The following is a 22,038-nucleotide window of genomic DNA, read 5'->3' as shown; positions in this document are numbered from 1 at the left end:
GCATCACCACCGGCCCGGAGGAGGCGTGCGGTAGATCAATGTCGCGGTCACGCGCTCGCCGTCCAGCAGTTCCAGCACCGCATCGTCCTTGCCAAGGCGGTAGCCGGTTGCGGTGCTGAGTGCGGTGGCAAAGCGGTCACCGATCGTGTCGAACGTTGCCTTGTGGCACCTCGCACCTGTGCGGGCGACAGCCTCGATGGCCAACCCTTCATTGCCTTGCAGGTGGTAGACGCCGCTCAGCGGCTGGCAGCCCGCGAACCCGGTGAGGCGGTGGCCGTCCGCCTCGAAGATGACGAAGCCGGCCTGGGAGCGAGGGACGAGCTGGACCGCAGGGTGATGGTCGTCAACCGGAAGGTGGCTCAGTTTCCAGACGGTATGAAGCAAAGGCTGCGGGGCTTCGGGACCCGCCTGCCAGGGCTCCGGGGCGTACCAGGGGCGGGATGGGGCTTCAACGGCCTGAGGCGCTTCTCTCCTGCACGCTGCCAGAGTGAACGGAAGTGCCAACGCCAGAAGCAGCGTGGTGTAGTTCTTCATGCGATTTCCTTGTGGAGCGACGCATCTGATGGGGCGTGGGCAAGGACCGGCTGCAGCAGCAATCCTTCTGCGGAAGCAAACACGACCACATGGTTGCCCCCGCTGTGGGCGGCCAGGGCCAGCGAGGAGGCGCCTGAGCCACTGCCCAGCGCGCCCACCTCCGTGTGAATATCCGTGGCGTGTTCGGGGGCGGCCAGGTCGATGGGCTCACTCAGGCCAGCCAGCGCACGCCGGAGCGCGCGGAGTGACCCAGGCTCGGCCTGGCTGTCGAACCAGATGTGAAACGCACCTTGAGGAAGGGCGGTGGTAAGCGCGTTCCATGCATCCACAATGCGCTGCTGCTGTATGCCATGAGAATCCGGAGCTTCGGTGCGCCGCTGGATCGGGATGAAGACCGGATGTGGCAGCGATGCCAACACGGGCGCAGCCTCCCACTGTGCGACCTGTTCGTGTGTCCACGGCGCGGGGTACCACGGGTCATGGGTGCCCGCCGCGCGCTCTGGAACACCGTCGGTCATTTCCCCGGACATGGCCTGGTGCCAGGTTGAGCTTGGATGAACGTGGGTTTCGGGTATGGCGAAGCGCGATGGGATCATCGATTCCATGGCGTCCCGCCACCAACGATAGGGCATGCGCAACGCGTCTACATCCACACGCGACCCCGGTATGGCTTCAGTGCGGATACGCGACGGCAGATGCTCACGAGTGATCCAGAGCAGCACGATGCTGTCGCAAGGAGATTGTCGAGGCGCTTGCTGCCCCGTGTCGCCGCGGATCAGGCGCCCATCGACGCTGAGCAGTGCGATGCTGTCCAGCAGTGGCGTCTCGTCCATCATCCGATGCAGTTTCTGCAGCAGCGGCGCGAGTGAGAGCCCATCCACATCCTGTTCGCGCAGCAGTAGTCGGGCGGGCTGATCGGATTGCATCTTCATCAGGCCCGGCCAATGCCGGGCGGCATAGCGACTGGCCTCTGTAATGGAAGGGGCCAGTGTCAGAATCGGCAGCGGACCGCCATCGGGTACGCGCGCTGCAAGCATGTCCATGGCGAGGGCCAGTTGCACCTGCAGCTGCATTCCGTGTTCGGCAGAGTCGTTGTCGACAGGCGCGCCTGCATTCTCCGCAGGCACTGAGTGCCTGCGATGCACAATCGAGGAAGCCAGCTCCGCAGCGGCGCTGCCCGCCACCCAGGCATGACACGCGCGGATGCTGAGCGTGGCGGGTGCACGTGTTGGGGTGTGGGCGTGAGGCTGGGCCGGAGCCTGGGCAGCCGGAGACCGGAACGCCTGCTGCAACGCGTACCCTGCCGTGCAGACAAGCGCGGCCGCGATCACGCCGCCGAGCCAGGGCACCAGCGCCGCAGCCCCGGCATTCTCTGTCGGGTCAGTCGCATAGAGGGCCATCAGCACAGACCAGGCCACGGCCAGCAGGAGGAATGCGAGCGTCCAGGCAGAGCGGCTCATGACAAGCCATCCGCATAGGTAAGGCGTCGGCTCATGCCCACTGGCTTGATTGTCGGGGACGGCTGTGCCAGTGGTCCAGAAGGCGTTACCGGCGTCGTTGTACCGGAAGTGATGCGAAACACCTGACGACGACGCAGGTAGCTCCAACGAGGCTCGCGGCGGGTGGATGTGGCAATTGCATCCAGGGCGTCGAGCTTGCCATCCATGACTGATGCCGGTCTGGCATCCGTGAAGATCGGTTGGCCGCCATCACGGAAGATCTTCAATGCCCGCCGGTCCTCGACGTTCAACGGGTCGATCGGTGGCGGTGGCCTGTCCTCACCAGAGGCCGGACGCTGTTCCAGCCGTCGCTGATACTCCGGCAGCGTGACCTCGTCATAACGGCGCCGCGCATCTCTATAGCGTCGATCCTTCTCCTCCAGTTCCTTGTGCATGTTGTCGTAGTCGCGCTGGCACTGCGGGTCAGTCAGAACGAATGCCGCGCGGGAATCATGGACGTGGTCTTCCAGCAGTCTGCGGACGGCGGGCGAGGGATCGGGCGAGGTATTCCAATAACGCTTGTACATCTCCCGCATGGGCGGAAAGCCGGTGGCGTAGCCGTAGACCGCGGACCAGCGACTCACCATGCTGCGAACGGTGCCACCCATGCCCTCGCAGGCCTCCACATCCTGGTGCAGCTCGACGTTGGACTGGTCGAGATTGATGTAGTCCTGCATCAAGGCTGGCTTGCACTGCCGGACGAACGGCTGGGCAATGTAGTCGTTCCTGCGCAGCACGCTGCGACGCCAGCCGATGTAGTCGAGATAGTGATGGTGCAATTGCCGCATCAAAGGTGCACCGCCCTTGAAGCTGCCGAGGCGGCTTTGATGCGCATCAAACGCACTTTGAAGCTCGGGGGAGATGGCGAAGTCATCTGCGAGCCCCTGTTCCTTCAGGGTTTCGAGGTCAACCAAGGGCACACCTGCTGCATGTGCCCGGCGATACATGTCGTTGAGCGGAATCTGCGACAGCATGTCCTGCTGCTGCTGACGAATGGCGCCGGAACGGTTCGTGCCTTTACCCTGGGTAATGGGGCCGTAGCCGCCACCCACGTCTGAGTGCATGCCAGGGTAGATGATCTCCAAGCGCTGAGGCGCATCACCCTGTCCTGCGCCGATGGTGGTAAGCGGGAACGAATTTCGCGCCTCGTGGGCAGCGATCATGTGCACGCACTGCTCGACGAAGCCTGGAATTTTCATGTGAAGGGGCTCAGCCCACTTCAAGTGACCATCGCCGGGCAGTATGGGCACCGAGTCGGCTACATGCACCGATGCCACCGTGTCGAACAGCCCCATGAAACGCACCCGCAGCGGAATGCCACAGATGGCAGCCTGTTTTCCGCCGGTCCAGTCGATGAGCTGATTGAGGAACGCGCGGGCAGCAGTGGCGCCACGTGAGAAGCCAAACAAGTCCAGGGTGATGCCGGCAATGTGGGGTGCGGCGGGCTTGGGGTGGGCGAGAATGCCAACCAGTGTAGTGGTCCAGACCTTCACCTGCTCCTCGTCTTCGATGGCGCGGATGAGCGCCTGCTCGTTCTCTTCGACGATGGGCGGGTAGCCACTGAGCCTGGCGATCCGGTTGGCGACGTATAGGTAGGCATAGCGCAGGCGGCGGTCGCCATAGAAGCCATCACGCGCGCCAAGAGGGTGCGGTTCGTGCTCGCCGATGGACGGAAACGGCGTGCCGACGCCGGGGATGTAGAGTCTACTTTGACCAGTTTCGGATTTTTCCAGGCAGACATCGAAAAGCCGTGCGACGTTGCTGTGTGATCCACTCGGCCTGTCTTCATCTGCGTGGTTGCGCGTGCCATCGAAAAAGATGGAGAACTCAGCGGTGATCTGACAAGGCATCGAGCCTGAGCTGAATTGTTGCGCTACAGGATTGAAGTGAAGGGTGCCCGGTGCGTCGCCGGGCAGCCAGGCGAACTCGATCTGCTGCTTACTCATGTTCGCCAATGCCTCTCTTCTCATTGAAGTTCTTGTAGGGAAAGGACGCGCCCGGATAGTCCGGATCGCTTGGAAAGAGCGCACTGGGAATGACCAGCACTTCATCGTTCTCAAAGATGTGCACCCAGGTCTCCGCAACGTAGGTGTAGGGTTGGACCGATACGTCCTTTTCCACCCAGCGGCAGCCCTTGTCCTTTGGCTCTCCCGGCACGTAGTCAATGTTTCGCCTGCAGCGGCGCCATTTCACGCGAACCGTCAGTCCGGGATACCAGCGGGTCGGCAGGCTGAGGACGCCCAGCATCGTGCTGCCTCCTGTGCCCGCGCTGTCACCTCCCTTTCCGTTCACATAGACCGGCCGAACGAAGGTATCCGTCGGCTCGTAATCCATGGAGGTCAGGTTGCTGCCGATGTACGTCGGCGGCTCGGGTGCCCTGTCTGCACGCGCGCATGCGCAGAGCGCTGCGATCACAATCAGCGGTAGGGTGCGGGTTGGCCCACGCCAAGGTCTGATGCGTGTCGTGAGCTGGCGCAGAGTAGAGCTTTCGCAAAGCTTCTCGATCTTCTGCTTGTTCATGCAGCACCAATGCCCCTCTTCTTATCGAAGCTCTTGTATGGATGTCTCGCGCCGGGATAGTCGGGATCGCGTGGGGAGAGCGCACTGGGAATAACCAGAACCTCATCGTCCTCAAAGATGTGCAGCCAGGTCTCGGCCACATACGTATAGGGCTGGAGTGCAACATCCTTCTCTACCCAGCGGCACCCTTTGTCCTTGGGCTCTCCAGGGACATAGTCCAGATTCCGATCGCAGCGCCGCCACTTCACGCGAACGGTAAGGCCCGGATGCCACCGCGCTGGAAGGGTCAAGACACCCAGCATGGTGCTGCCTCCCGTCCCCGCGCTGTCGCCTCCCTGTCCATTGACATAGACCGGCTGAACAAACGTATCGGTTGGTTCGTAATCCATCGAGGTCAGATTGCTGCCTATCCAGGTCGGCACGGGTTGCGGTACTTCTCGGGTCTTCCAGATCACCAGCAGCACGGCGGACAGGGCGACGTACACAATGAGCAGCGCTGCTTTTGCCACGGGGTGCAGCGAACCCAGTTTCAGCAGAAGCGAACCTCCCGGCGAACGAGAACGGTCGTGCATCACTCCTCCTCAACGGCTCCGGTCACCGCGTCCACCGGGTAATGGAGCTGAGCATCCTCTTCCCCCGCGTCTGCATCAGCGCGGTGTGGAACAAGCGTGCATATGCCAAACGCGGCCGACGCTGCGGTCGTCAACAGCGCTACGGTGATCCACGCTCGGCCTGCAGATCGGGCCTCAATGGCACGTTCAGCCGCCGAGCGCTCGTCCGCTTTTTCCAGCTCCCGGGCCCATCTCGCTTCTTCCCGCCTGGCGCGGAAGTGCAGGCCGAAGATCACCAGACCGGCCGGCACCATGACCGCGGGCAGGTACAGGGGCAGCAGCATCCGCAGATATCCGTCGCCGTACTGCGCATAGCCGAACGCCATCACCAGCACGGCGGCGGCGGATCCCACGGCCATCTGATCGAGTGCACGTGCATGCCGCATTGCGACGGCGTGGTTGAGGAAACCCCGGCGCATGCCATTGACGATGAGAAATACGGGCACTGCCAGTACCAGCGCGAAGCCAACCGGACTTTCCTCGCTTGCGTAGGGCCTGCTGCCAGCGATATCGGGCTGGAAGGCGGGCAGCAGCGAGACCGCCAGAGTGACCAGGGCCAGGGACACCAACACGTCCAGCAGGATCCAGTCGAGCATGATGGCTTCCTCCCGCAGACTTCCGTCTCCATCGTCGGCCTTCGGTGCGTCCGGGGAAGCGTTCTTTCGATCTGTGCCGTTCAAAGGTGTGTTCTCCATTGTCAGATTGAATCGGATGAAGGTCGAACGACCTCCGCATTCCCCAGGGCCATCCACAGATCCGCGCCTCGCAGCGCTTGTGCATGCACCGGATGCGCGCGAAGCGCGTCGGCGTCCTCACTGCAACGCATACCCCAGGCAACCCAGCTGGCCAGATCGCTGGGTTCGACATAGCCGTGCTGCCGTGCTGCGGCAATCAGTGTTGTCGCCAGAGCGTGGCGCGCTTCCCGGGATGTAGCTGACGGCATGGAGCGAAGCGTGGGTTTCAGTGACTGCAGCAGCGCATCAGCCAATCCCGATTCAGCGAGCGCCGCCGTCTGGTCCGCGTCCCAGCCAGGAGACGCATCCCCCACAGCAGCCATGGCATGCAGCGGGGGAATCGCCAGGGGCATCGCCCGTCCGTCGCGGTCTGACAGCCACCACCCGGCCCACGGCGTGCTGAAAGCGACAAGCTGGGCGGGACGCCACACTTGGATCGCCGCACGCAGCACCCGCCCATCTGCCAGCCGGGTGTACTGCATGCCGGCTGCGTCGCCGTCGCGGAGCCAATGGCGCAGGTGCACGAGCGTCTCTCCGAAGGTGCAGCGGCTGGCCAGCCAGTTCATTCCCGGGCCGCTGCCGTCCAGCCCCAACGACACGGCGTGGGCAGGGGACATCAGCCAAGGGCCGAGCGCCTGTGCCGCCCCGGGCAGATCTGAAAACAGCGAGACGGCGTCGCCTGCTCGGTCTGCCAGGCGTGCGCCCACGTCGCGCTGCATTGCGCCGTCCACCAGCACCAGCGGCTCGATACCGGGCTGCGTGCTGCAGTCATTCCACCGTGGGGGCAGCGGATTCATGCCGCGCCCGCCAGCTGCACGCGGGCACTGCCTGCGGCCGCCGCTCTGGCCAGGCAGGGCAGGCAGATCGGCGGGAGTTCGGTCGGCAACGTGCGGCTCCAGTGGTCGCTTGCCGGGCCTTCCCAGCGGTGCTCGGCACCGTGGAACGCCAGAGCCCCCTTGCTGCCGACCGTCACCCCATCACCGATGCGGATGAAGCTGCCATCGGCGGCCACCAGGCGGATGCTGGGCGCGGACAGCACGATGTCCCCCTTTTCGGTGCTCAGCTGCATGCCGGCGAGCGCATGACCGTCCAGCAGCCCATCACGGGCCTGCAGCTGCAGGTCACCCTGGTTGGCGACGGCCTGCACGCCGCCCTCGGCCACGAACATCGACAGACCTTTGCCGGCCAGCAGTTGCATGCGTTCACCGCTGGTGTGCTGCACCCGTCCCTGCGCCACCACATCGTGGTGCTGGCCGCTGACATGCAGCTGGCTGGCAGGCGAGGCACTGACCAGGCCGGCAGATGCCGCCAGAGCAATGACTGGCTCGTTGGCTGCGACGGCATCCCCCGACCAGCCCTGGAGTGCCGTATCCATCGCTGCCTGGGCATCGGCGTCCGGTGCGCCGGCCTGCAGGCGCGTGGCCATCTCGGCCAGGGTGCCGAACAGCTGGCGGCAGGTGCCAAGTACGTCCAGCAGCTCCGGCAACGCCATCTGCGGGCCGTTGCCACCGGTCTGCGCATGGCTGCTTACCAGCAGGCCTTTGGCCGAGCGCAGCGCCAATGCCGCATCGGTGCGCAGCTCCGCACCCTGGCCGCGTGCCTGCGCGTTGCCATCGCGGCGTGGTGTTGCCACATGGCCCAGGTGCAGTGCACTTTCGAAGGGGCTGGATCGCAGCGTCGTGCCCAGTGCCTGGCCGGTGTCGTCCATCGAGAGTTCATTGAATCCGTCACCACCGTGCTCGTGGCTGCGGATGCCCGACACGGCGCGGTTGGCCGGCAGGCTGCCCATGCCACCAAAGCGTGGCGTTGCGTGGCGCCCGTTGTAGACGCCAGCGATGACCAGAGGACGATCAATGTCGCCGTGAAGAAAGGCGACGACCACTTCCTGACCCACCCGTGGCAGGAACTGATGGCCAAAACCGTCACCTGCACTGGGCATGGCCACGCGCACCCAGGTGGATGACCACGCGTCCTGCCCATCGCGATTGGCCGGTTCATCCTGGTCACGCTGCCAGTGAAAGCGGATGCGGATGCGCCCAAAGGCATCGGTGTACACGGTCTCGCCCTCCGGCCCCACCACCGTCGCGGTCTGCATGCCGGGCGCATTGGGACGCAACAGGGGGCGCGTGTGCATGGGTACCAGCGGCATATCGCCCGGCACCGCGCGGAACCGGGTGAGGCATTGGCCTGCCGGAGGCAGGTGCCCAGCTGCCGGAGCGAGGGAGGCCATCGCATCAGGGAGGTTGTTGGTGGCAAGCACGTGCACGCCACTGATGAGGAAGCCCGCAGGCGCCGGTGCCCCGGCTGTACCAGGTCGTCCTTCCACCAGCACGCTGTCGGCGGTGGCAAGCCCGCGGAAGTCGCCCTCGCCGAGCCACGTCCTCGACCTCAGCTCCTGCGCCTGCATCTGCAGGCGCGCGTAGCGGTTCATGTCTGCGGTGTTGCTGCCGTAATAGAGGGTGCGTGCCTGATGGCTCTCCAGGCCCTGCACACTCCGGGCCAGATCGGCACGTGCCGAAAGCGCGAGATCGTCGCTGCCGCGCAGGCGCTGTGCGCTCGCATAGTCGAAGCTGGACAGCGTGTGGCGCGAGGGAATCAGCCTGTGCAGCAACTGCCACCCCTGCAGATGCGGCGTGCCGTCATCCGTACCGGCGGCGCGGTGCGGCAGGGCGACGGCGCCGTCAGGATCAAACAGGGGCTGGTCGCTCAGAACAAGCACGTGGCGCGGCGTGCCGTCCACCCGATCGAACTCGAACCGGTAGCTGATGCCTTCTTCGGCCAGCAGGCGCTCGATGAACTGCTTGTCCGATTCGTTGAACTGCACGCAGTACGAGCGCACGTCATGCTGCGCCAGCAATGAGCGCCGGTGGTCGAACGCCAGGGCAATGCTGGCGTTACCCTGGCGGTGCTCTTCAAGGATGCATGCCACGATATCCGGCACGCTCATGTCCTGGAAGACGCGGCAGGCCGTCCGTCGGTCCAGCAGGGCCAGCGCTGACACGACCCGCAGCGTGACGTTCTGCCACACGCCGTCCTGTGCTGTACACCGGATGGCATCGACGATGCCGCAGAACCAGCGACGCCCGTTGCCGGGGCGGGTGATGCCGACGCCTACAACGCGGCCCTGCAGTGCCTGTACGTCTTCAGGGCTACCCTGCACCAGACCGTAGGCGTTGAGAGCGAAATCCTCGTTGAATGCATCCCGGTAGTCGAGCGACTGGATGAAGACCGACGGTTCATCTGCGCCCGGTCCCCAGCAGGTATCGATCAGGCGATCGCCACTCACGGGTTTCGCAATCGTGTGCATTACAGCGTGCCTCCCTGGCAGAGTGTTGGCACAGGGTGCGGTCCGTTGACTGCCGTGGTCTATAAGACGATTACGAAAAATGAAGCTGGTTTTTGGCTGGGTGCGCTGTAAGGGTGGCGTGGATCGTGGCGGATGCATCCACGCACGGCGTGGATCTACTGATTCCACGCCAGAGGGGAGGGGCGACTAGACTGCGCGGGTCCCGCTGTGATGGAAGCCTCCCCTTGACCCCCGACGAGTACGACCGCGCCTCGCGCACGCTGCTGCAGGAGTACCTGCTGCAGGCATCACCTGCGCAGCGCCATATCTATGTTGCGCGCCGCAACTACGACGACAGCCCCGAGGTGCTGGCCTGGCTGGCAGGGCGCAGCGAGCTTGATCGCGCGACGGCCCTGCTGATGTACTGGTCGCTGGGCGCAGCCTGGTTCGCCCAGTACGCCAGCGATGGCGACGTGCCCGAGCATGAGCGCGATGCCTACGCGATCGTCCACGGCATCGAGCAGCGCTATCTGGCAGGCTTCTATGCCGATCATGGGCTCGCCTTCGATCCGTGCAACTGGCCGGGCCCATCGGCGGGCGATCATCCCGCGCTGACGGTACGCCGTGCCGTGCCGGACACCCTGCTGGCTGCCGTGGTGGGCGCGCGGGCGGTCGATCCTTTCGCGGAGGTGATTGACGAAACCTTCGATGACGGCCTGCCATTGGACGTGGCTGCACAACTGCAGGATCTGGCCGCTGCGATGCAGCCTGATCGTGGCCCGGCCCTGGGCGATGCCGTCGCCGGCAACGTCGACATCTATGCTGAAGCGGTCCCACCATTGTTGTCGCCGCTGACGACGGCATCGGATGCGGGCTGGCCGGTACTTGAGTCCTTCCTGCGCCAGGCATCGCCGCAGCAACGCCACCAGGTGATGCTGTTCGCCGAGGCCAGCTCACTGTCAGATGCGCTGCAGTGGTTGCTGGAACAGCCGACGCTGGCGGCGTCCAGCGCACTGGCGCTCTACTGGAACCTGGGCGCGTCGTGGTACGTCCCGTTCGCCATGATCGAGGATGTGCCGGAGTCGCACCGCTACACCGCTGCGGTGTTGCGACAGATCGAGCAGCGCCTGGCTGAAGGCGCCTACGCGGATCACGGGCTGGGTTTCGACCTGGAATGGAACCGGCCACGGTTCCCTACACGCTGGCCGGGCCGGGAAGTGCTGCGCGCGATTCCCGCCCTGATGTGGCTGCCGCGCCCGGGTCAGATCGTGCAGGAATCGGACGACGTGGATTTCATCAGCGGCCTGCCCGAAGACATCGCCGATGCGCTGGCGAACGCCCGCGGGTAGAAGCAGTAGATCCACGCCGTGCGTGGATGGGCCTCACCCCATGTACAACCCACCATTGACCGGGTAATCCGCACCGGTCACATACGAGGCTTCATCCGAGGCCAACCAGGCCACCAGGCCGGCCACTTCCTCCGGCCGGCCCAGGCGGCGTACCGGCACCGATGCGGCCAGCCGGTCCAGCACGTCCGGCGGGAAGCTGCTGATGGCCTGGCTGGCGATGTAGCCGGGCGACAAGGTGTTCACGGTGACCCCGCGCGAAGCGACTTCAGCAGCCAGGGCACGGCTGAAACCGTGCATTGCCGCCTTGGCCGTCGCGTAGTTCACCTGGCCGATCTGGCCCTTGTGGGCGCTGACCGAACCGATGTTGACGATGCGGCCCCAGCCGCGCGTGGCCATGCCATCGACCACCTGCTTGGTCAGGTTGAACAACGCGTTGAGGTTGGAGGCGATCACCGCATTCCAGTCCTCCACCGTCATCTGCCGGAACAGCAGGTCGCGGCTGCCGCCGGAGTTGTTGACCAGCACGTCCACTTCGCCCACTTCGGCGCGCACCTTGGCGAAGGCTGCCGAGGTGGATGCCCAGTCGGTGGCGTTGCCTTCGGAGGCGATGAAGTCGAAACCCTGTTCGCGCTGCTCGCGCAGCCAGTTGGCCTTGCGCGGCGAGTTGGGGGCGCAGCCGGCGACCACGGTATGGCCCGAACGGGCCAGGCTCTGGCAGATGGCAGTGCCGACACTGCCCATGCCGCTGGTGACGTAAGCGATTCGAAGCGTCATTGCAGAAGGCTCCTTGGTGTCCGGATCAGGATGCGAAGGGATACAGGCCGAACAGCAGGCCGCCGACCATCAACAGCAGCGAGATGGCGATCGCCCACTTCAGGGTGAACTTCTGGTGGTCGGCGAACTCGACCTTGGCCAGGCCCACCAGCAGGTAGGTGGACGGCACCAGCGGGCTGAGCAGGTGCACCGGCTGCCCGGCCAGCGAGGCACGGGCCATTTCCACCGGGGTGATGCCGTAGTTGCCGGCGGCCTCGGACAGGATCGGCAGCACGCCGAAGTAGAAGGCGTCGTTGGACATGAAGAAGGTGAACGGCATCGACGCGATGGCGGTGATGACGGCCAGGTACGGGCCCCACGACTCGGGGATGATCGCCAGGAAGCTGTGCGACATCGCCTCGACCATGCCGGTGTTGTTGAGGATGCCGGTGAAGATGCCCGCGGCGAAGATCAGCGCCACCACCGACAGCACGTTGCCGGCGTGGTTGACCACGCGACGGCGCTGTTCGGCCAGGTTCGGGTAGTTGATGACCAGGGCGATGGCGAAGCCGACCATGAACAGCACCGGCATCGGCAGCACGCCGGCGATCAGCGCGCCCATCAGGGCCAGGGTCAGTGCCAGGTTCACCCACAGCAGCTTCGGGCGCTTGATGTCCTCGGCGTCTTCCACCGACGGCAGCGCGTTGTTGTCATCAGACACGCTGTTGTCCATCCAGCTGCCACCCTGCGGCAGGGTCACCACGCCCAGGCGGCGGCGTTCCTTCATGCCCAGGTACCAGGCCAGCAGCAGCACGCCGGCACAGGCGATCACCATCGACGGGATCAACGGCACGAACACATCGGCCGGGTCCACGTGCAGCGCGGTGGCCGCGCGTGCGGTCGGGCCACCCCAGGGGGTCAGGTTCATCACGCCGCCGGCGAGGATGGTCACGCAGGTCATGTTCAGCGCGTTCATGCCCAGGCGCTGGTACAGCGGCAGCATCGCCGAGACGGTGATCATGTAGGTGGTCGAGCCATCGCCGTCGAGCGAGATCAGCATCGCCAGCACGGCGGTGCCGAGCACGATCTTCATCGGATCGCCCTTGACGAAGCGCAGGATGATGCGCACCAGCGGGTCGAACAGGCCCGCATCGATCATCACGCCGAAGTAGAGGATGGCGAACATCAGCATCACGCCGGTCGGCGCGATCTTCTTGATGCCTTCCAGCATCATTTCGTCGATGTTGGCGCCAAAGCCGCCCAGCAGGGCGAAGATGATCGGGATGGTGATCAGGGCGACCAGCGGCGACAGTCGTTTGCTCATGATCAAGTACATGAACGTAATGACCATGCCAAAGCCGAGGATGCTCAGCATCATCTGCGGACTCCTTGCGTACTGCGGTTGAAGAGGGGGGGAGGGAGTGCGTGGCTCAGAAGTCGAACTGCAGGCGGCCGGTGACCGCGCGGGTGCGGTCCAGCGTCACCCCGGCCAGGCGGTCACGGTTGCGGCTTTCGATCAGGTCGAGCATGAAGCGCAGGTTGTCGCGCAGGTACCAGTTGCCGCCCAGCGTCCAGGCGGCGGTGCTGCCGCGGCGCAGGTCGGGCGCGCCGTCGAGGTGCTGGGCGCCCCACATCTGGTCGTAGCGCAGCGCCAGTTCGAAGGCACCGGCCTTGTGGCGGATGTCCTTCACCCGGGCGAAGCGGCCGGTCTTGCGGTCGTAGGCCTTGCTTTCGCCGGTGACGAACCAGCTGAGCATGCCGTAGGCGGCCATCACATCGCCGCGCTGGGCGCCGTCGTCGAAGGTGGCACCGCTGAATTCGCCCTGCCAGGACAGCGGGCCGCGCACCTGCGCGTATTCCAGCGACCACTTGTTGACGTCGGTGTCGCGGCCGGCAGAGAAGTCGACCAGGGTCAGGCGGCTTTCGTCGGACAGGTGGCCGGCCGGGCGCGGGCGGATCTTCAGGCCCGGGGTGCCGTTGCTGCCGGGGTTGTCGTAGGCCTCATGCGCCAGCGACAGGCCCAGGTGCAGCACGTCGCCATCGCTGGGCGAGGGCGCCCAGGTGACGCGGCCACCGGCGGCGCGACCCTTCACCTGCCAGGCATCGATGCTCTCCAGGCTGTAGAGGCTGGCGGCCCAGGTGAAATCACCCGGGTTGGCCTGCCAGGACGCGCCCAAGCGGTACAGCGGCGCCAGCGTGGTGCCGGCGTTGCCGCGCTCCAGGAAGCTGCCGTAGTTGGAGCTGGTGCGGTCATCCAGAGAGAAGTACTGCTTGAACTGGCCCACCGTCAGCTTGCCGGCCTTGCCGAAGCTGCGGCTGAGGTAGACATCCTTGGCCTCGACGCGGTCACCGGAAAAGTCCGCCTCGGCCTTGTAATCGACCACGAAGAACTTGCCCGACACGTCCAGCCAGGCGCGGCGGATCTCGGTGTCGTCCTTGTTCGGGGTGCCGCGGTCGTCGTTGTCGAACGTGGCGAAATCCAGGTGCAGGCGGCCGCCGACGGTGGCGGTGACCGGCCGGTCGTCTTCCGCAAAGGCCGGCGCGGCCAGCGCAGCCAGGGCCATCATGGCGGCGGGGCGCTGCCAGGCAAACTTCAGTTCCACAAACCCTCCCAGGTGCGCGCCGGGCGCGCGGCAATCGTGGGCACCGGATGGTGCGCGGCCGCAGTCTGGGTTGCCGTAGCTGTCATCGTCCTGTCAGCGGTTTGTGCGGTGCAGCGTAAAACGGGCCGCCGCGCTCGCTGGGCACGGCCCGGCGCTACCGCCGCGACGGTGCCCCGGTAGCGCCGGGCCATGCCCGGCGGATTGCCCGCCACACGCCGCCACGCCGCACGCGGTAGCATTCGCTTCCCCCGATCTCCTCCATTGCCTGCCGATGCGCCTGCTGCTGGTCGAAGACAATCCGGATCTGGCCGATGCCATCATCCGCCGCATGCGCCGCAGCGGGCACGCGGTGGACTGGCAGGCCGACGGCCTGGCCGCCGCCAGCGTGCTGCGTTACCAGAGCTTCGACCTGGTGGTGCTGGATATCGGCCTGCCCAAGCTGGATGGCCTGCGCGTGCTGGCCGGCATGCGCGAGCGTGGCGACAGCACGCCGGTGCTGATGCTGACCGCGCGCGATGGCATCGAGGACCGCGTGCAGGCACTGGATGTCGGTGCGGACGATTACCTCGGGAAGCCCTTCGACTTCCGCGAATTCGAAGCGCGCTGCCGCGTGCTGCTTCGCCGTGCGCGCGGCCAGGCCAGCGAAGTGGTGCAGGTGGGCGGCTTCCAGTTCGACAACGCTGCGCACCGCGTCAGCGTCGATGGCGAGCCGATCGAGCTGCCCAATCGCGAATACCGCCTGCTGGAAATCCTGGTCGGCCGCCTGGGCCAGGTGGTGGGCAAGGACGAGATCGGCAATGGCCTGTTCGGCTTCGATGACGAGGCGGGGCCGAACGCCATCGAGCTGTATGTGGGGCGGCTGAGAAAAAAACTGGCCGGTGCACCGCTGCGCATCACCACCGTGCGGGGTGTCGGCTACCTGCTGGAAGAAGCCGGCGACGGCAGCAGTGACGCCGATGGCTGAGGCACGCAGCGCAGCGGCCGCGCCAGGATCGCTGCGGCGCACCCTGCTGCTGTACCTCGGCACATTGCTGGCGGTATTCGCGGTGGCCCTGCTGTTTGCTGCGCGCGACTACGGCCAGCGCGCCGCCAACCGTTCCTACGACCATCTGCTGGTGTCCTCCGCCCTGTCCATCGCTGATTCGGTGGCGCTGGTCGATGGCCAGTGGCAGGTGGACCTGCCGTACGCCGCGCTGGACCTGCTGGCGATGGCACCGGAAGACCGCGTGTTCTACCGGGTGGCCGACAGCCGCGGCAACCTCATCACCGGCTACGGCGATCTGCCCGCGCCACCGCGCCGGCCCGGCACGCAGCCGCAGCTGTTCGACGCAGGCTACAGCGGCGAGACCGTGCGCTTCGTGGTGGTCAGCCGCAGCTTCGCCGCAGCCTCCGCACAGGGTGAGGTGCAGGTGCAGGTCGGTCAGACCCGCCGTGCGCGCGAGGCGCTGGCGCAGGACATGGTCAACCGCGCGCTGCTGGCCATCGGCGTGCTGTCGCTGTTGCTGCTGGCTCTGGTTGCCTTCGGCGTGCACCGCGCGTTCCGGCCGCTGGTGCGGGTGGAACGAGAGTTGTCGCGCCGCGAACCGTCCGACCTGAAGCCGCTGGATGCGCGCGTGCCGCGCGAGATGGACCAGATGGTGGCCGCACTGAACCGCTTCATGGAACGCCTGTCCAGCAGCAACGAGACGCTGCGCGCGTTCATGGCCGAGGCCGCCCACCAGATGCGCACGCCGCTGGCCGCGCTGCGTGCACAGGCGCAGCTGGCACTGGACGATGACGACCCGGATGACATGCGGCGCAGCCTGCAGGCCATCGAGCGCAATGCCACCCACATGAGCCGCCTGCTCAACCAGCTGCTCAGCGATGCCAGTGTGATCCACCGTTCCAACCTGCAGCGGTTTGCTGCGGTGGACCTGGCCGAGACCGTGCACCAGGCCCTGCATGAAGCATTGCCACAGGCGGGGCCTGCGCCGCGCGTGCAGCTGGCGATGACCGCCGAGCCGGTGCAGGTGCATGGTGATGCGCTGCTGCTGCGCGAGGCGATCAAGAACCTGGTCGACAACGCATTGAAGTACGGCGGCGACGGCGCGCTGCAGATTGCGCTGACCGTGGAAGGCGGGCAGGCCGTGCTGACCATTGCCGACCATGGCGCCGGCATTGCCGCGGCCGATGCCGGGCGCGTGTTCGAGCGTTTCGCCCGTGGCGAAGGCGCGCCCGCCGGTGGTGCCGGCCTGGGCCTGGCCATCGTCAAGCGCGTGGTCGACAGCCATGGCGGCCACATCGACCTGAGCAACCGCCCGCAGGGCGGCCTGGTCGCCACCATCCGCCTGCCCCGGAGCAGCCCATGATCCGCCTGATCGTCGCCGCCTTCGCCCTGCTGCTGGCCGTGCCCGCCGTGGCCGCACCGGGCGATGTGCGCCGCTTCGCCGCGCAGGGCCCGGCCACCGCGCAGCTGCGCATCCACGGCAGCACCGATATCGAGGTGTTCGCCGTGGTCATCGCCGATTACCAGCGCCTGCACCCCGGCACCGAAGTGGTGTACGAAGACATCATCACCCAGGACCTGTACGCGCGTTACCTGCACGACCGGGCCGGACCGGACTCGCCGGACCTGCTGATTTCCAGCGGCATGGACCTGCAGACCAAGCTGGTGAACGACGGCCACGCGCTGCCGCACCGCTCGGCGCAGACCGCCGCGCTGCCGGCCTGGGCGCAGTGGCGCAGCGAGGCGTTCGGCATCAGCTACGAGCCGGTGGTAATGGTCTACAACACCCGCCGGCTTCCCGCCGCGCGGGCCCCGCATACGCGCCGCCAGCTGCTGGACCTGCTGCGCGCCGAGGGCACGCCGCTGCGCGGCAGGGTCGGCACCTACGATATCGAGCGCAGCAGCGTGGGTTACCTGCTGGCTACCCAGGACGCGCAGCGCGGCAGCATCGCCGGTGCGCTGCTGGGCGCGCTGGGCGACAACGCGGTGCTGCGCGAGGAGCGCACCGGCGTGCTGCTGGACAAGGTCGCCAGTGGCGAACTGTCGCTGGTGTACAACGTGCTGGGTTCGTACGCACAGGCACGCATCGATGGCGGTGCGCCACTGGCCATCATCGAGCCGGAGGACTACACCCTGGTGGTGCTGCGCACGGCGGTGATTCCGCGTACCGGGCCGCACCCGGAGGAAGCGCGGCGTTTCCTCGATTACCTGCTGTCGCCGCGTGGCCAGCAGGTGCTTTCACGCGAGGCGCGGCTGATGCCGATCGTCACCGGCAACGCGCGCAGCGACGACGCACCGGGCCGCAGCCGCCGCCCGATCCAGCTCGGCCCGGGGCTGCTGGTGTACCTGGACGCGCTGAAGCGCCGGCAGTTCCTCGATGCCTGGCGCAGCAGCGTGGAGCCGGCCGGGCGCTGACGGCGCCGGCCTGCACGTACAATGGCGCCATGAGCGAATACACCATCCTGATCGCCGATGACCACCCGCTGCTGCGTTCGGCGGTGGTGCAGTCGCTGCGGCAGAGCCTGCCGCTGGCGCAGGTGCGCGAGGTGGCCAGCGCCGATGCCTTGGCCGAAGCCCTCGACGCCCAGCCCGAGGTCGACCTGGTGCTGCTGGACCTGACCATGCCCGGCGCGCACGGTTTCTCCGCGCTGCTGCACGTGCGTGGCTCGCATCCGGATATCCCGGTGGTGATCCTTTCCTCCAACGACCACCCGCGGGTGATCCGCCGTGCCCAGCAGTTCGGCGCGGCCGGCTTCATCCCCAAGTCCGCCCCGGCCGAAACCATCGGCCAGGCGGTACAGGCCGTGCTCGACGGCAGCTTGTGGTTCCCGGCGATGGCACCGGAGCGCAGCGAGTCCGATGCGCTGCTGGCCGCGCGGTTGGCCCAGCTCACCCCGCAGCAGTTCCGCGTGCTGCTGTGCCTGGCCGATGGCCTGCTCAACAAGCAGATCGCCTACGAACTGGGCCTGGCCGAGAACACGGTGAAGGTGCACGTGACCGCCATCCTGAAGAAGCTCGAGTGCCACAGCCGCACCCAGGCCGCAGTGCTGGTGAAGGCACTGGAGCCGGAAGGCGACGCAGGCGGAATCTGACCGATGCGGGTCATCCCGGCACCGTTCTACGCCCTTGTCGACACGGCCTTCGGCGACGATCCGGCGGTGGTGGTGGTCAACACGGCGCTGCGGAACTTTGCAGGTCGCGACGCATTTCCCTGGCACCTGCGGATCGGCATCGCCTGCAGCGGGTTGGGTGACAACGGCATGCCCACCGCGGAGGAACTGGAGGTGGTCACGCGGCTGGAAGGCCACTTCGAATCAAGTATTGGCGCGGACGGCAATGCCGTTTTCCTCGCGCGCATCACCGCCCGTGGCGAACGCGTGCTGCTGTATCGGGTAGATGATCCCGAACAGGCGAATGACCGCCTGCAGCAGCTGCTCGCTGCACCCGTGCAGCTGCGGGAATGGGAGTTCCAGATGGAATACGACCGCGACTGGACGCTGGCCCAGCCCGAGCTTGACCTGCCGCTGCAGGATCCCCGGGTCAACTGACCCGTGTAGCGCCGAGCCCATGCTCGGCTGATTCCTGTCACGCACTGAGGGACCGCAGATCGATGCTGGGGCGCATGCGTTCGGTGCCGTCCCACTCGGCAGGCAGGCCCACGCTGGCGAAGGCATCGACGATGGCCTGGCCGATCCGCTCCATGGCAGCGCTGTCGGGCGGGCCCCAGAAGCCAATGGAAATATCGCTGGTGCGCTTGGCGCGCTTCATGTCATCGCCGGAATAGAAGCAGAAGCCCTTCAGGCCGGCAGCGGTGCCGCCGCGCTCTACAAAGCGCTCATGGGTGTCGTCATGGCCGTCGTCCTGGGTATCGCCCTGCGCGTGGGCAGTCACGATGCCTGCGGCTTCCAGAGCTACGAACGCCGCATCGATCCTGGTCCGCGCCAGCTTCCACGCGGTGGCGGACATTTTTTGGTCCAGCTTGCGCACGATGACCTCGGGAGTGGCGCGGCCGGTCAGCGCGGACAGCAAGGCCTTCACCCGCGGTGACCAGGCGTTTTCCACTATGTGGTTGCCATGTGCGTCGCATACATCCGGCCGCGCTCCAGCGTCCACCAGCAGCTGCACCGCCTCGGGTCCGTCAGGCGAGAACTCCGCCGCAAGGTACAGCGCTGTGCGTCCGCCCGCGTCGATGTGCTCCAGCGGGCTGCCGGCATCGATCAGCAGGCGGAGCGTTGCGAGGACGTTCTCCATGGGGGCGCGATCCAGGCTGGATGCGGCCCTTTCCAGTGCGGTGAATCCAAAGGCATCCACTGCATGCACATCTGCGTCAGCAGCGAGAAACGCCGCCGTGGTCTGGGCGTCGGCAGCGCACGCGGCGGCAAACAGATCAGCGGGAGTTTCCGTCTTCGGGGGTGTTGGCATGCGTCAACCGTCCGGGCACAGGGAGGGCTGTCGATTGTAGGCACTGCAGCCGAGCATGGGCTCGGCGCTACAACGAGCAACGTCAGATTCCGTTACCCGCGATGCCGCAACAGCATCTGCGTCATCAACGCGCGCAGCGCCGGCGGTCGCACCGGCTTGGGCAGGAAGCCCCAGCCCTGCTCGGCCGCATGGGCCTTCAGCGCGTCATCGCGCTCGGCAGTCACCAGGATCACCGGCGGCCGTGCCTGCCACAGCGTGCACAACGCTTCGTACAGATCCGGGCCGTGCCACTGGCCCATGCGCACGTCCAGCAGCAGCAACTGCGGCACGTTCAGTGCGCTGGCAATCTCCAGCGCGCCCTGCGGGCCATCGGCCAGCTCCACGTTGCAACCCCAGCGCTCCAGCAGGGCACGCGTGGCCGCGCACACGCGCGGGTCATCGTCGATGCTCCACACCCGGCACCGGCGCAGCGGGCTGTCGTCGGACGGTTCGGCCGCCAGCACGGGTGGCGGTGCCGGCGCGGCCACATCGTCGGCATGGCCCAGCGCCACGCTCACTGCAAACACGCTGCCCTTGCCCAGGGTGGAGCGCAGGCTGATGCGATGGCCCAGCAGGCGGCCGATGCGTTCGACGATGGCCAGGCCCAGGCCGGCGCCACGTTCCTGTTCGACGCCATCGTTCAGGCGGCGGAATTCCTCGAAGATCTCGCCCTGCAGGCTTTCCGGAATACCCGGGCCCTGATCGTGCACTTCGATGCGCAGCTGGTCGCCCACGCGGCGGCAGCCGATCAGCACGCGCCCGCGCGGGGTGTAGCGCAATGCGTTGGACAGGAAGTTCTGCAGGATGCGGCGCAGCAGTGCTTCATCGCTGACCACCACGGCGCGCGTGTCGACCCAGTGCAGCTGCAGGCCGCGGCTCTGTGCGGCGATGCCGAACTCGCGGGCCAGGGTTTCCAGCAGCGGCGACAGCGCGAACGTGCGCACGCGGGTCTGCAGCGAGCCTGATTCCAGCCGCGAGATGTCCAGCAGGCTGTTGAGGATGGCGTCCTGCGCGGCCAGTGCGGCATCGACGTGCTCGCTCAGTTCGCGTGCTTCACCGCTCAGGCGGGCGCGCAGCACGGAGACGAACATGCGGGCGGCATTGAGCGGCTGCAGCAGGTCGTGTACCGCCGAGGCGACGAAGCGGGTCTTGTAGCGGTTGGCCTGCACGGCTTCGCGGCGTGCTTCGTCCAGGTCGTGGGTGCGCTCGGCCACGCGGTGTTCCAGCGCATCGGCCAGCGAGCGCAGTTCGCGCGCGGCGTTCTTGTAGCTGGTGATGTCCGCGTAGCTGGTGACGAAGCCGCCGTCGGGCAGGGGGTTGCCGCGGATTTCCAGCACCGTGCCGTCGTCCTTCTCGCTTTCGCGCATGTGCGGGCGGCCGCTGCGCAGGTGGTTCAGGCGGCGCTCGATGGCATCGTCGATGGGACCGGGGCCGAGCAGGCCGCGGCGGGCGTTGAAGCGGAACAGCTCCTCGATGGGCCGGCCCACGCGGACCAGCCCCTGCGGGAAGCGGAACAGCTCGATGTAGCGCGAATTCCATGCCACCAGGCGCAGTTCGCGGTCGATGATGACCACGCCCTGCGGCAGGTGTTCCAGGCTGCGGCTGAGGCCACTGTCGGCATCGGTGGCGGCCTGCAGCAGGCCATCCTGGGCGGTGCGCAGTTCCTGCGCGTGCTGCTTGAGCAGGGTTTCCAGCTCGCTGCGGCTGCGCTGGCGGTGCCGCGACAGGCGCCGGCGCTGCTGCACGAACAACACCAGGAAGCCCAGCGCCAGCCAGACGGCGGCACCGGCCATCGCGGCGGCGCGGCCCGCGCTGGCCGCACCGCTGGCGTCGTGCAGCAGGTGCAGGCTCCAGTCCTCGTCGGGCAACGGCAGTGTCTGCCAGAGCATCGCCTGCGGCAGGGCCGGGTCGAGCAGGCGGACCATGCGCCCGCCATCGGCCAGCACGTCCTCGGTGCGCACGCGCAGCGGCTGCAGCGAACGGTCGGCGTACTGGCGGGCGTCGAGCATCTCGCGGCGCTCGTCCGCGCCCAGCGGGCGCAGCAGGCGGTAGCGCCACTCATCGCGGTTGGCCAGGAACACCACATCGTGGTTGTCGCTGGCCAGTACTACGTCGGGGCTGCCCAGCCATTCCTGTTCCAGCGCGGACAGCTCGATCTTGATGACGATCACGCCGATGCGCTGGCCATCGCCATCGACGATCGCCTCGGACATGAAGTAGCCCGGCACGCCGGTGGTCATGCCGATGCCGTAGAAGCGGCCCCGGCCGTGCGCCAGTGCCTGCTGGTAGTAGGGGCGATAGGCGTAGTCCTCGCCGACGTTGGTCGAGGGCTGGTCGAAATTGCTGGCCGCCACGGCCACGCCATTGCGGCCGACCAGGGTGAGGGTCGAGGTGCGGGTGACCTGGTTGGCGCGCTGCAGCTTGAGGTTCAGGCGCTGCGTTGCGGCCGGTGTCAACGGCGCGCGCAGCGCCTGCAGCAGGTCCGGGTCCAGCGCCATCACCTGCGGCAGGGTGCCGAAGCGGTCGATGCGCTGCTGCAGGCCCTGGCCGTACAGCTGCAGCTGGCGCTGCACCTGGTTGCTTTCAGCGGCCAGTGCCCGCCGCCAGGCGAAGTGGCCAGCGGCGATCGCGCACAGCACGGTGCCACCGACCATCACCGCGATGGTCAGCAACAGCATCCGGTGGCGGCTGAGCCAGTACATG

At 66.8% G+C, this 22,038-nt stretch carries 19 protein-coding genes; 6 read left to right on the top strand and 13 right to left on the bottom strand.

What is annotated here, in order from left to right:
- Positions 1–3: 3 nt before the first annotated feature.
- The 8 genes from C1927_RS17590 to tssI all read right to left on the bottom strand — a co-directional run bounded on the left by C1927_RS17590 (position 4) and on the right by tssI (position 9,205).
- Positions 4–534: an META domain-containing protein gene (locus C1927_RS17590; protein WP_079223244.1), complete on the bottom strand. Its 531-nt coding sequence runs from the start codon at positions 532–534 to the stop codon at positions 4–6.
- Complete coding sequence (locus C1927_RS17585; protein WP_079223242.1) at positions 531–1,994, bottom strand: DUF2875 family protein; 1,464 nt, start codon at positions 1,992–1,994, stop codon at positions 531–533. The genes C1927_RS17590 and C1927_RS17585 overlap by 4 nt, the downstream gene beginning before the upstream one ends.
- Positions 1,991–3,979, bottom strand: a complete 1,989-nt coding sequence (locus tag C1927_RS17580; RefSeq protein ID WP_159095376.1) for a DUF2235 domain-containing protein — start codon at positions 3,977–3,979, stop codon at positions 1,991–1,993. The genes C1927_RS17585 and C1927_RS17580 overlap by 4 nt, the downstream gene beginning before the upstream one ends.
- A complete protein-coding gene (locus C1927_RS17575) occupies positions 3,972–4,553 on the bottom strand; it encodes a DUF3304 domain-containing protein (RefSeq protein WP_079223238.1) in 582 nt (193 codons plus the stop codon). The genes C1927_RS17580 and C1927_RS17575 overlap by 8 nt, the downstream gene beginning before the upstream one ends.
- Positions 4,550–5,125, bottom strand: a complete 576-nt coding sequence (locus C1927_RS17570; RefSeq protein WP_108747333.1) for a DUF3304 domain-containing protein — start codon at positions 5,123–5,125, stop codon at positions 4,550–4,552. The genes C1927_RS17575 and C1927_RS17570 overlap by 4 nt, the downstream gene beginning before the upstream one ends.
- Complete coding sequence (locus C1927_RS17565; protein WP_152027116.1) at positions 5,125–5,760, bottom strand: hypothetical protein; 636 nt, start codon at positions 5,758–5,760, stop codon at positions 5,125–5,127. Before C1927_RS17565 ends, C1927_RS17570 begins: the two co-directional genes overlap by 1 nt.
- Before the next feature lie 101 nt (positions 5,761–5,861).
- The gene (locus tag C1927_RS17560; protein ID WP_079223233.1) at positions 5,862–6,695 is read right to left on the bottom strand and encodes a DUF4123 domain-containing protein; all 834 of its coding nucleotides are present in this window, start codon (positions 6,693–6,695) and stop codon (positions 5,862–5,864) included.
- Positions 6,692–9,205: a type VI secretion system Vgr family protein gene (tssI, locus tag C1927_RS17555; protein WP_159095375.1), complete on the bottom strand. Its 2,514-nt coding sequence runs from the start codon at positions 9,203–9,205 to the stop codon at positions 6,692–6,694. The genes C1927_RS17560 and tssI overlap by 4 nt, the downstream gene beginning before the upstream one ends.
- A 224-nt stretch (positions 9,206–9,429) precedes the next feature.
- Between tssI and C1927_RS17550 the strand changes: the two genes are divergently transcribed.
- Complete coding sequence (locus C1927_RS17550) at positions 9,430–10,533, top strand: DUF4274 domain-containing protein (protein WP_159095374.1); 1,104 nt, start codon at positions 9,430–9,432, stop codon at positions 10,531–10,533.
- A 33-nt stretch (positions 10,534–10,566) separates the two neighbouring features.
- On the opposite strand, the gene phbB is transcribed toward C1927_RS17550, so the two are convergent.
- The 3 genes from phbB to C1927_RS17535 are packed head-to-tail and all read right to left on the bottom strand — an operon-like array spanning position 10,567 to position 13,853.
- Positions 10,567–11,307, bottom strand: a complete 741-nt coding sequence (gene phbB / locus C1927_RS17545; protein ID WP_079223230.1) for an acetoacetyl-CoA reductase — start codon at positions 11,305–11,307, stop codon at positions 10,567–10,569.
- 25 nt (positions 11,308–11,332) lie between these two features.
- On the bottom strand, positions 11,333–12,661 hold the full coding sequence (locus C1927_RS17540; RefSeq protein ID WP_079225368.1) for a CitMHS family transporter: 1,329 nt from the start codon (positions 12,659–12,661) through the stop codon (positions 11,333–11,335).
- Between the two features lie 55 nt (positions 12,662–12,716).
- Complete coding sequence (locus C1927_RS17535) at positions 12,717–13,853, bottom strand: porin (RefSeq protein WP_108747878.1); 1,137 nt, start codon at positions 13,851–13,853, stop codon at positions 12,717–12,719.
- A 307-nt stretch (positions 13,854–14,160) separates the two neighbouring features.
- On the opposite strand from C1927_RS17535, the gene C1927_RS17530 reads away from it, so the two are divergent.
- From C1927_RS17530 to C1927_RS17510, 5 genes are read left to right on the top strand one after another with little or no spacing between them, the layout of a single operon-like run.
- Positions 14,161–14,853: a response regulator transcription factor gene (locus C1927_RS17530; protein WP_108747331.1), complete on the top strand. Its 693-nt coding sequence runs from the start codon at positions 14,161–14,163 to the stop codon at positions 14,851–14,853.
- On the top strand, positions 14,846–16,237 hold the full coding sequence (locus tag C1927_RS17525) for a sensor histidine kinase (RefSeq protein WP_079223226.1): 1,392 nt from the start codon (positions 14,846–14,848) through the stop codon (positions 16,235–16,237). Before C1927_RS17530 ends, C1927_RS17525 begins: the two co-directional genes overlap by 8 nt.
- Positions 16,234–17,289: an ABC transporter substrate-binding protein gene (locus C1927_RS17520; protein ID WP_108747330.1), complete on the top strand. Its 1,056-nt coding sequence runs from the start codon at positions 16,234–16,236 to the stop codon at positions 17,287–17,289. Before C1927_RS17525 ends, C1927_RS17520 begins: the two co-directional genes overlap by 4 nt.
- A gap of 29 nt (positions 17,290–17,318) precedes the next feature.
- Complete coding sequence (locus C1927_RS17515) at positions 17,319–17,966, top strand: response regulator transcription factor (protein ID WP_079223223.1); 648 nt, start codon at positions 17,319–17,321, stop codon at positions 17,964–17,966.
- 3 nt (positions 17,967–17,969) lie between these two features.
- Positions 17,970–18,422 (top strand): DUF695 domain-containing protein, encoded by a 453-nt coding sequence (locus tag C1927_RS17510; protein ID WP_079223222.1) that lies wholly within the window; start codon positions 17,970–17,972, stop codon positions 18,420–18,422.
- A gap of 37 nt (positions 18,423–18,459) precedes the next feature.
- On the opposite strand, the gene C1927_RS17505 is transcribed toward C1927_RS17510, so the two are convergent.
- Both C1927_RS17505 and C1927_RS17500 read right to left on the bottom strand, forming a co-directional pair.
- Complete coding sequence (locus C1927_RS17505) at positions 18,460–19,296, bottom strand: ankyrin repeat domain-containing protein (protein ID WP_079223220.1); 837 nt, start codon at positions 19,294–19,296, stop codon at positions 18,460–18,462.
- A 92-nt stretch (positions 19,297–19,388) separates the two neighbouring features.
- Positions 19,389–22,037: a PAS-domain containing protein gene (locus tag C1927_RS17500; RefSeq protein ID WP_079223218.1), complete on the bottom strand. Its 2,649-nt coding sequence runs from the start codon at positions 22,035–22,037 to the stop codon at positions 19,389–19,391.
- Between the last annotated feature and the right edge of the window lies 1 nt (position 22,038).

It is taken from the genome of Stenotrophomonas sp. ZAC14D1_NAIMI4_1 (assembly GCF_003086775.1).
Classification (GTDB): Bacteria; Pseudomonadota; Gammaproteobacteria; order Xanthomonadales; family Xanthomonadaceae; genus Stenotrophomonas.
Note: the sequence above shows the minus strand (reverse complement) of the source record. Positions and strands in the feature narration are given on the sequence as shown.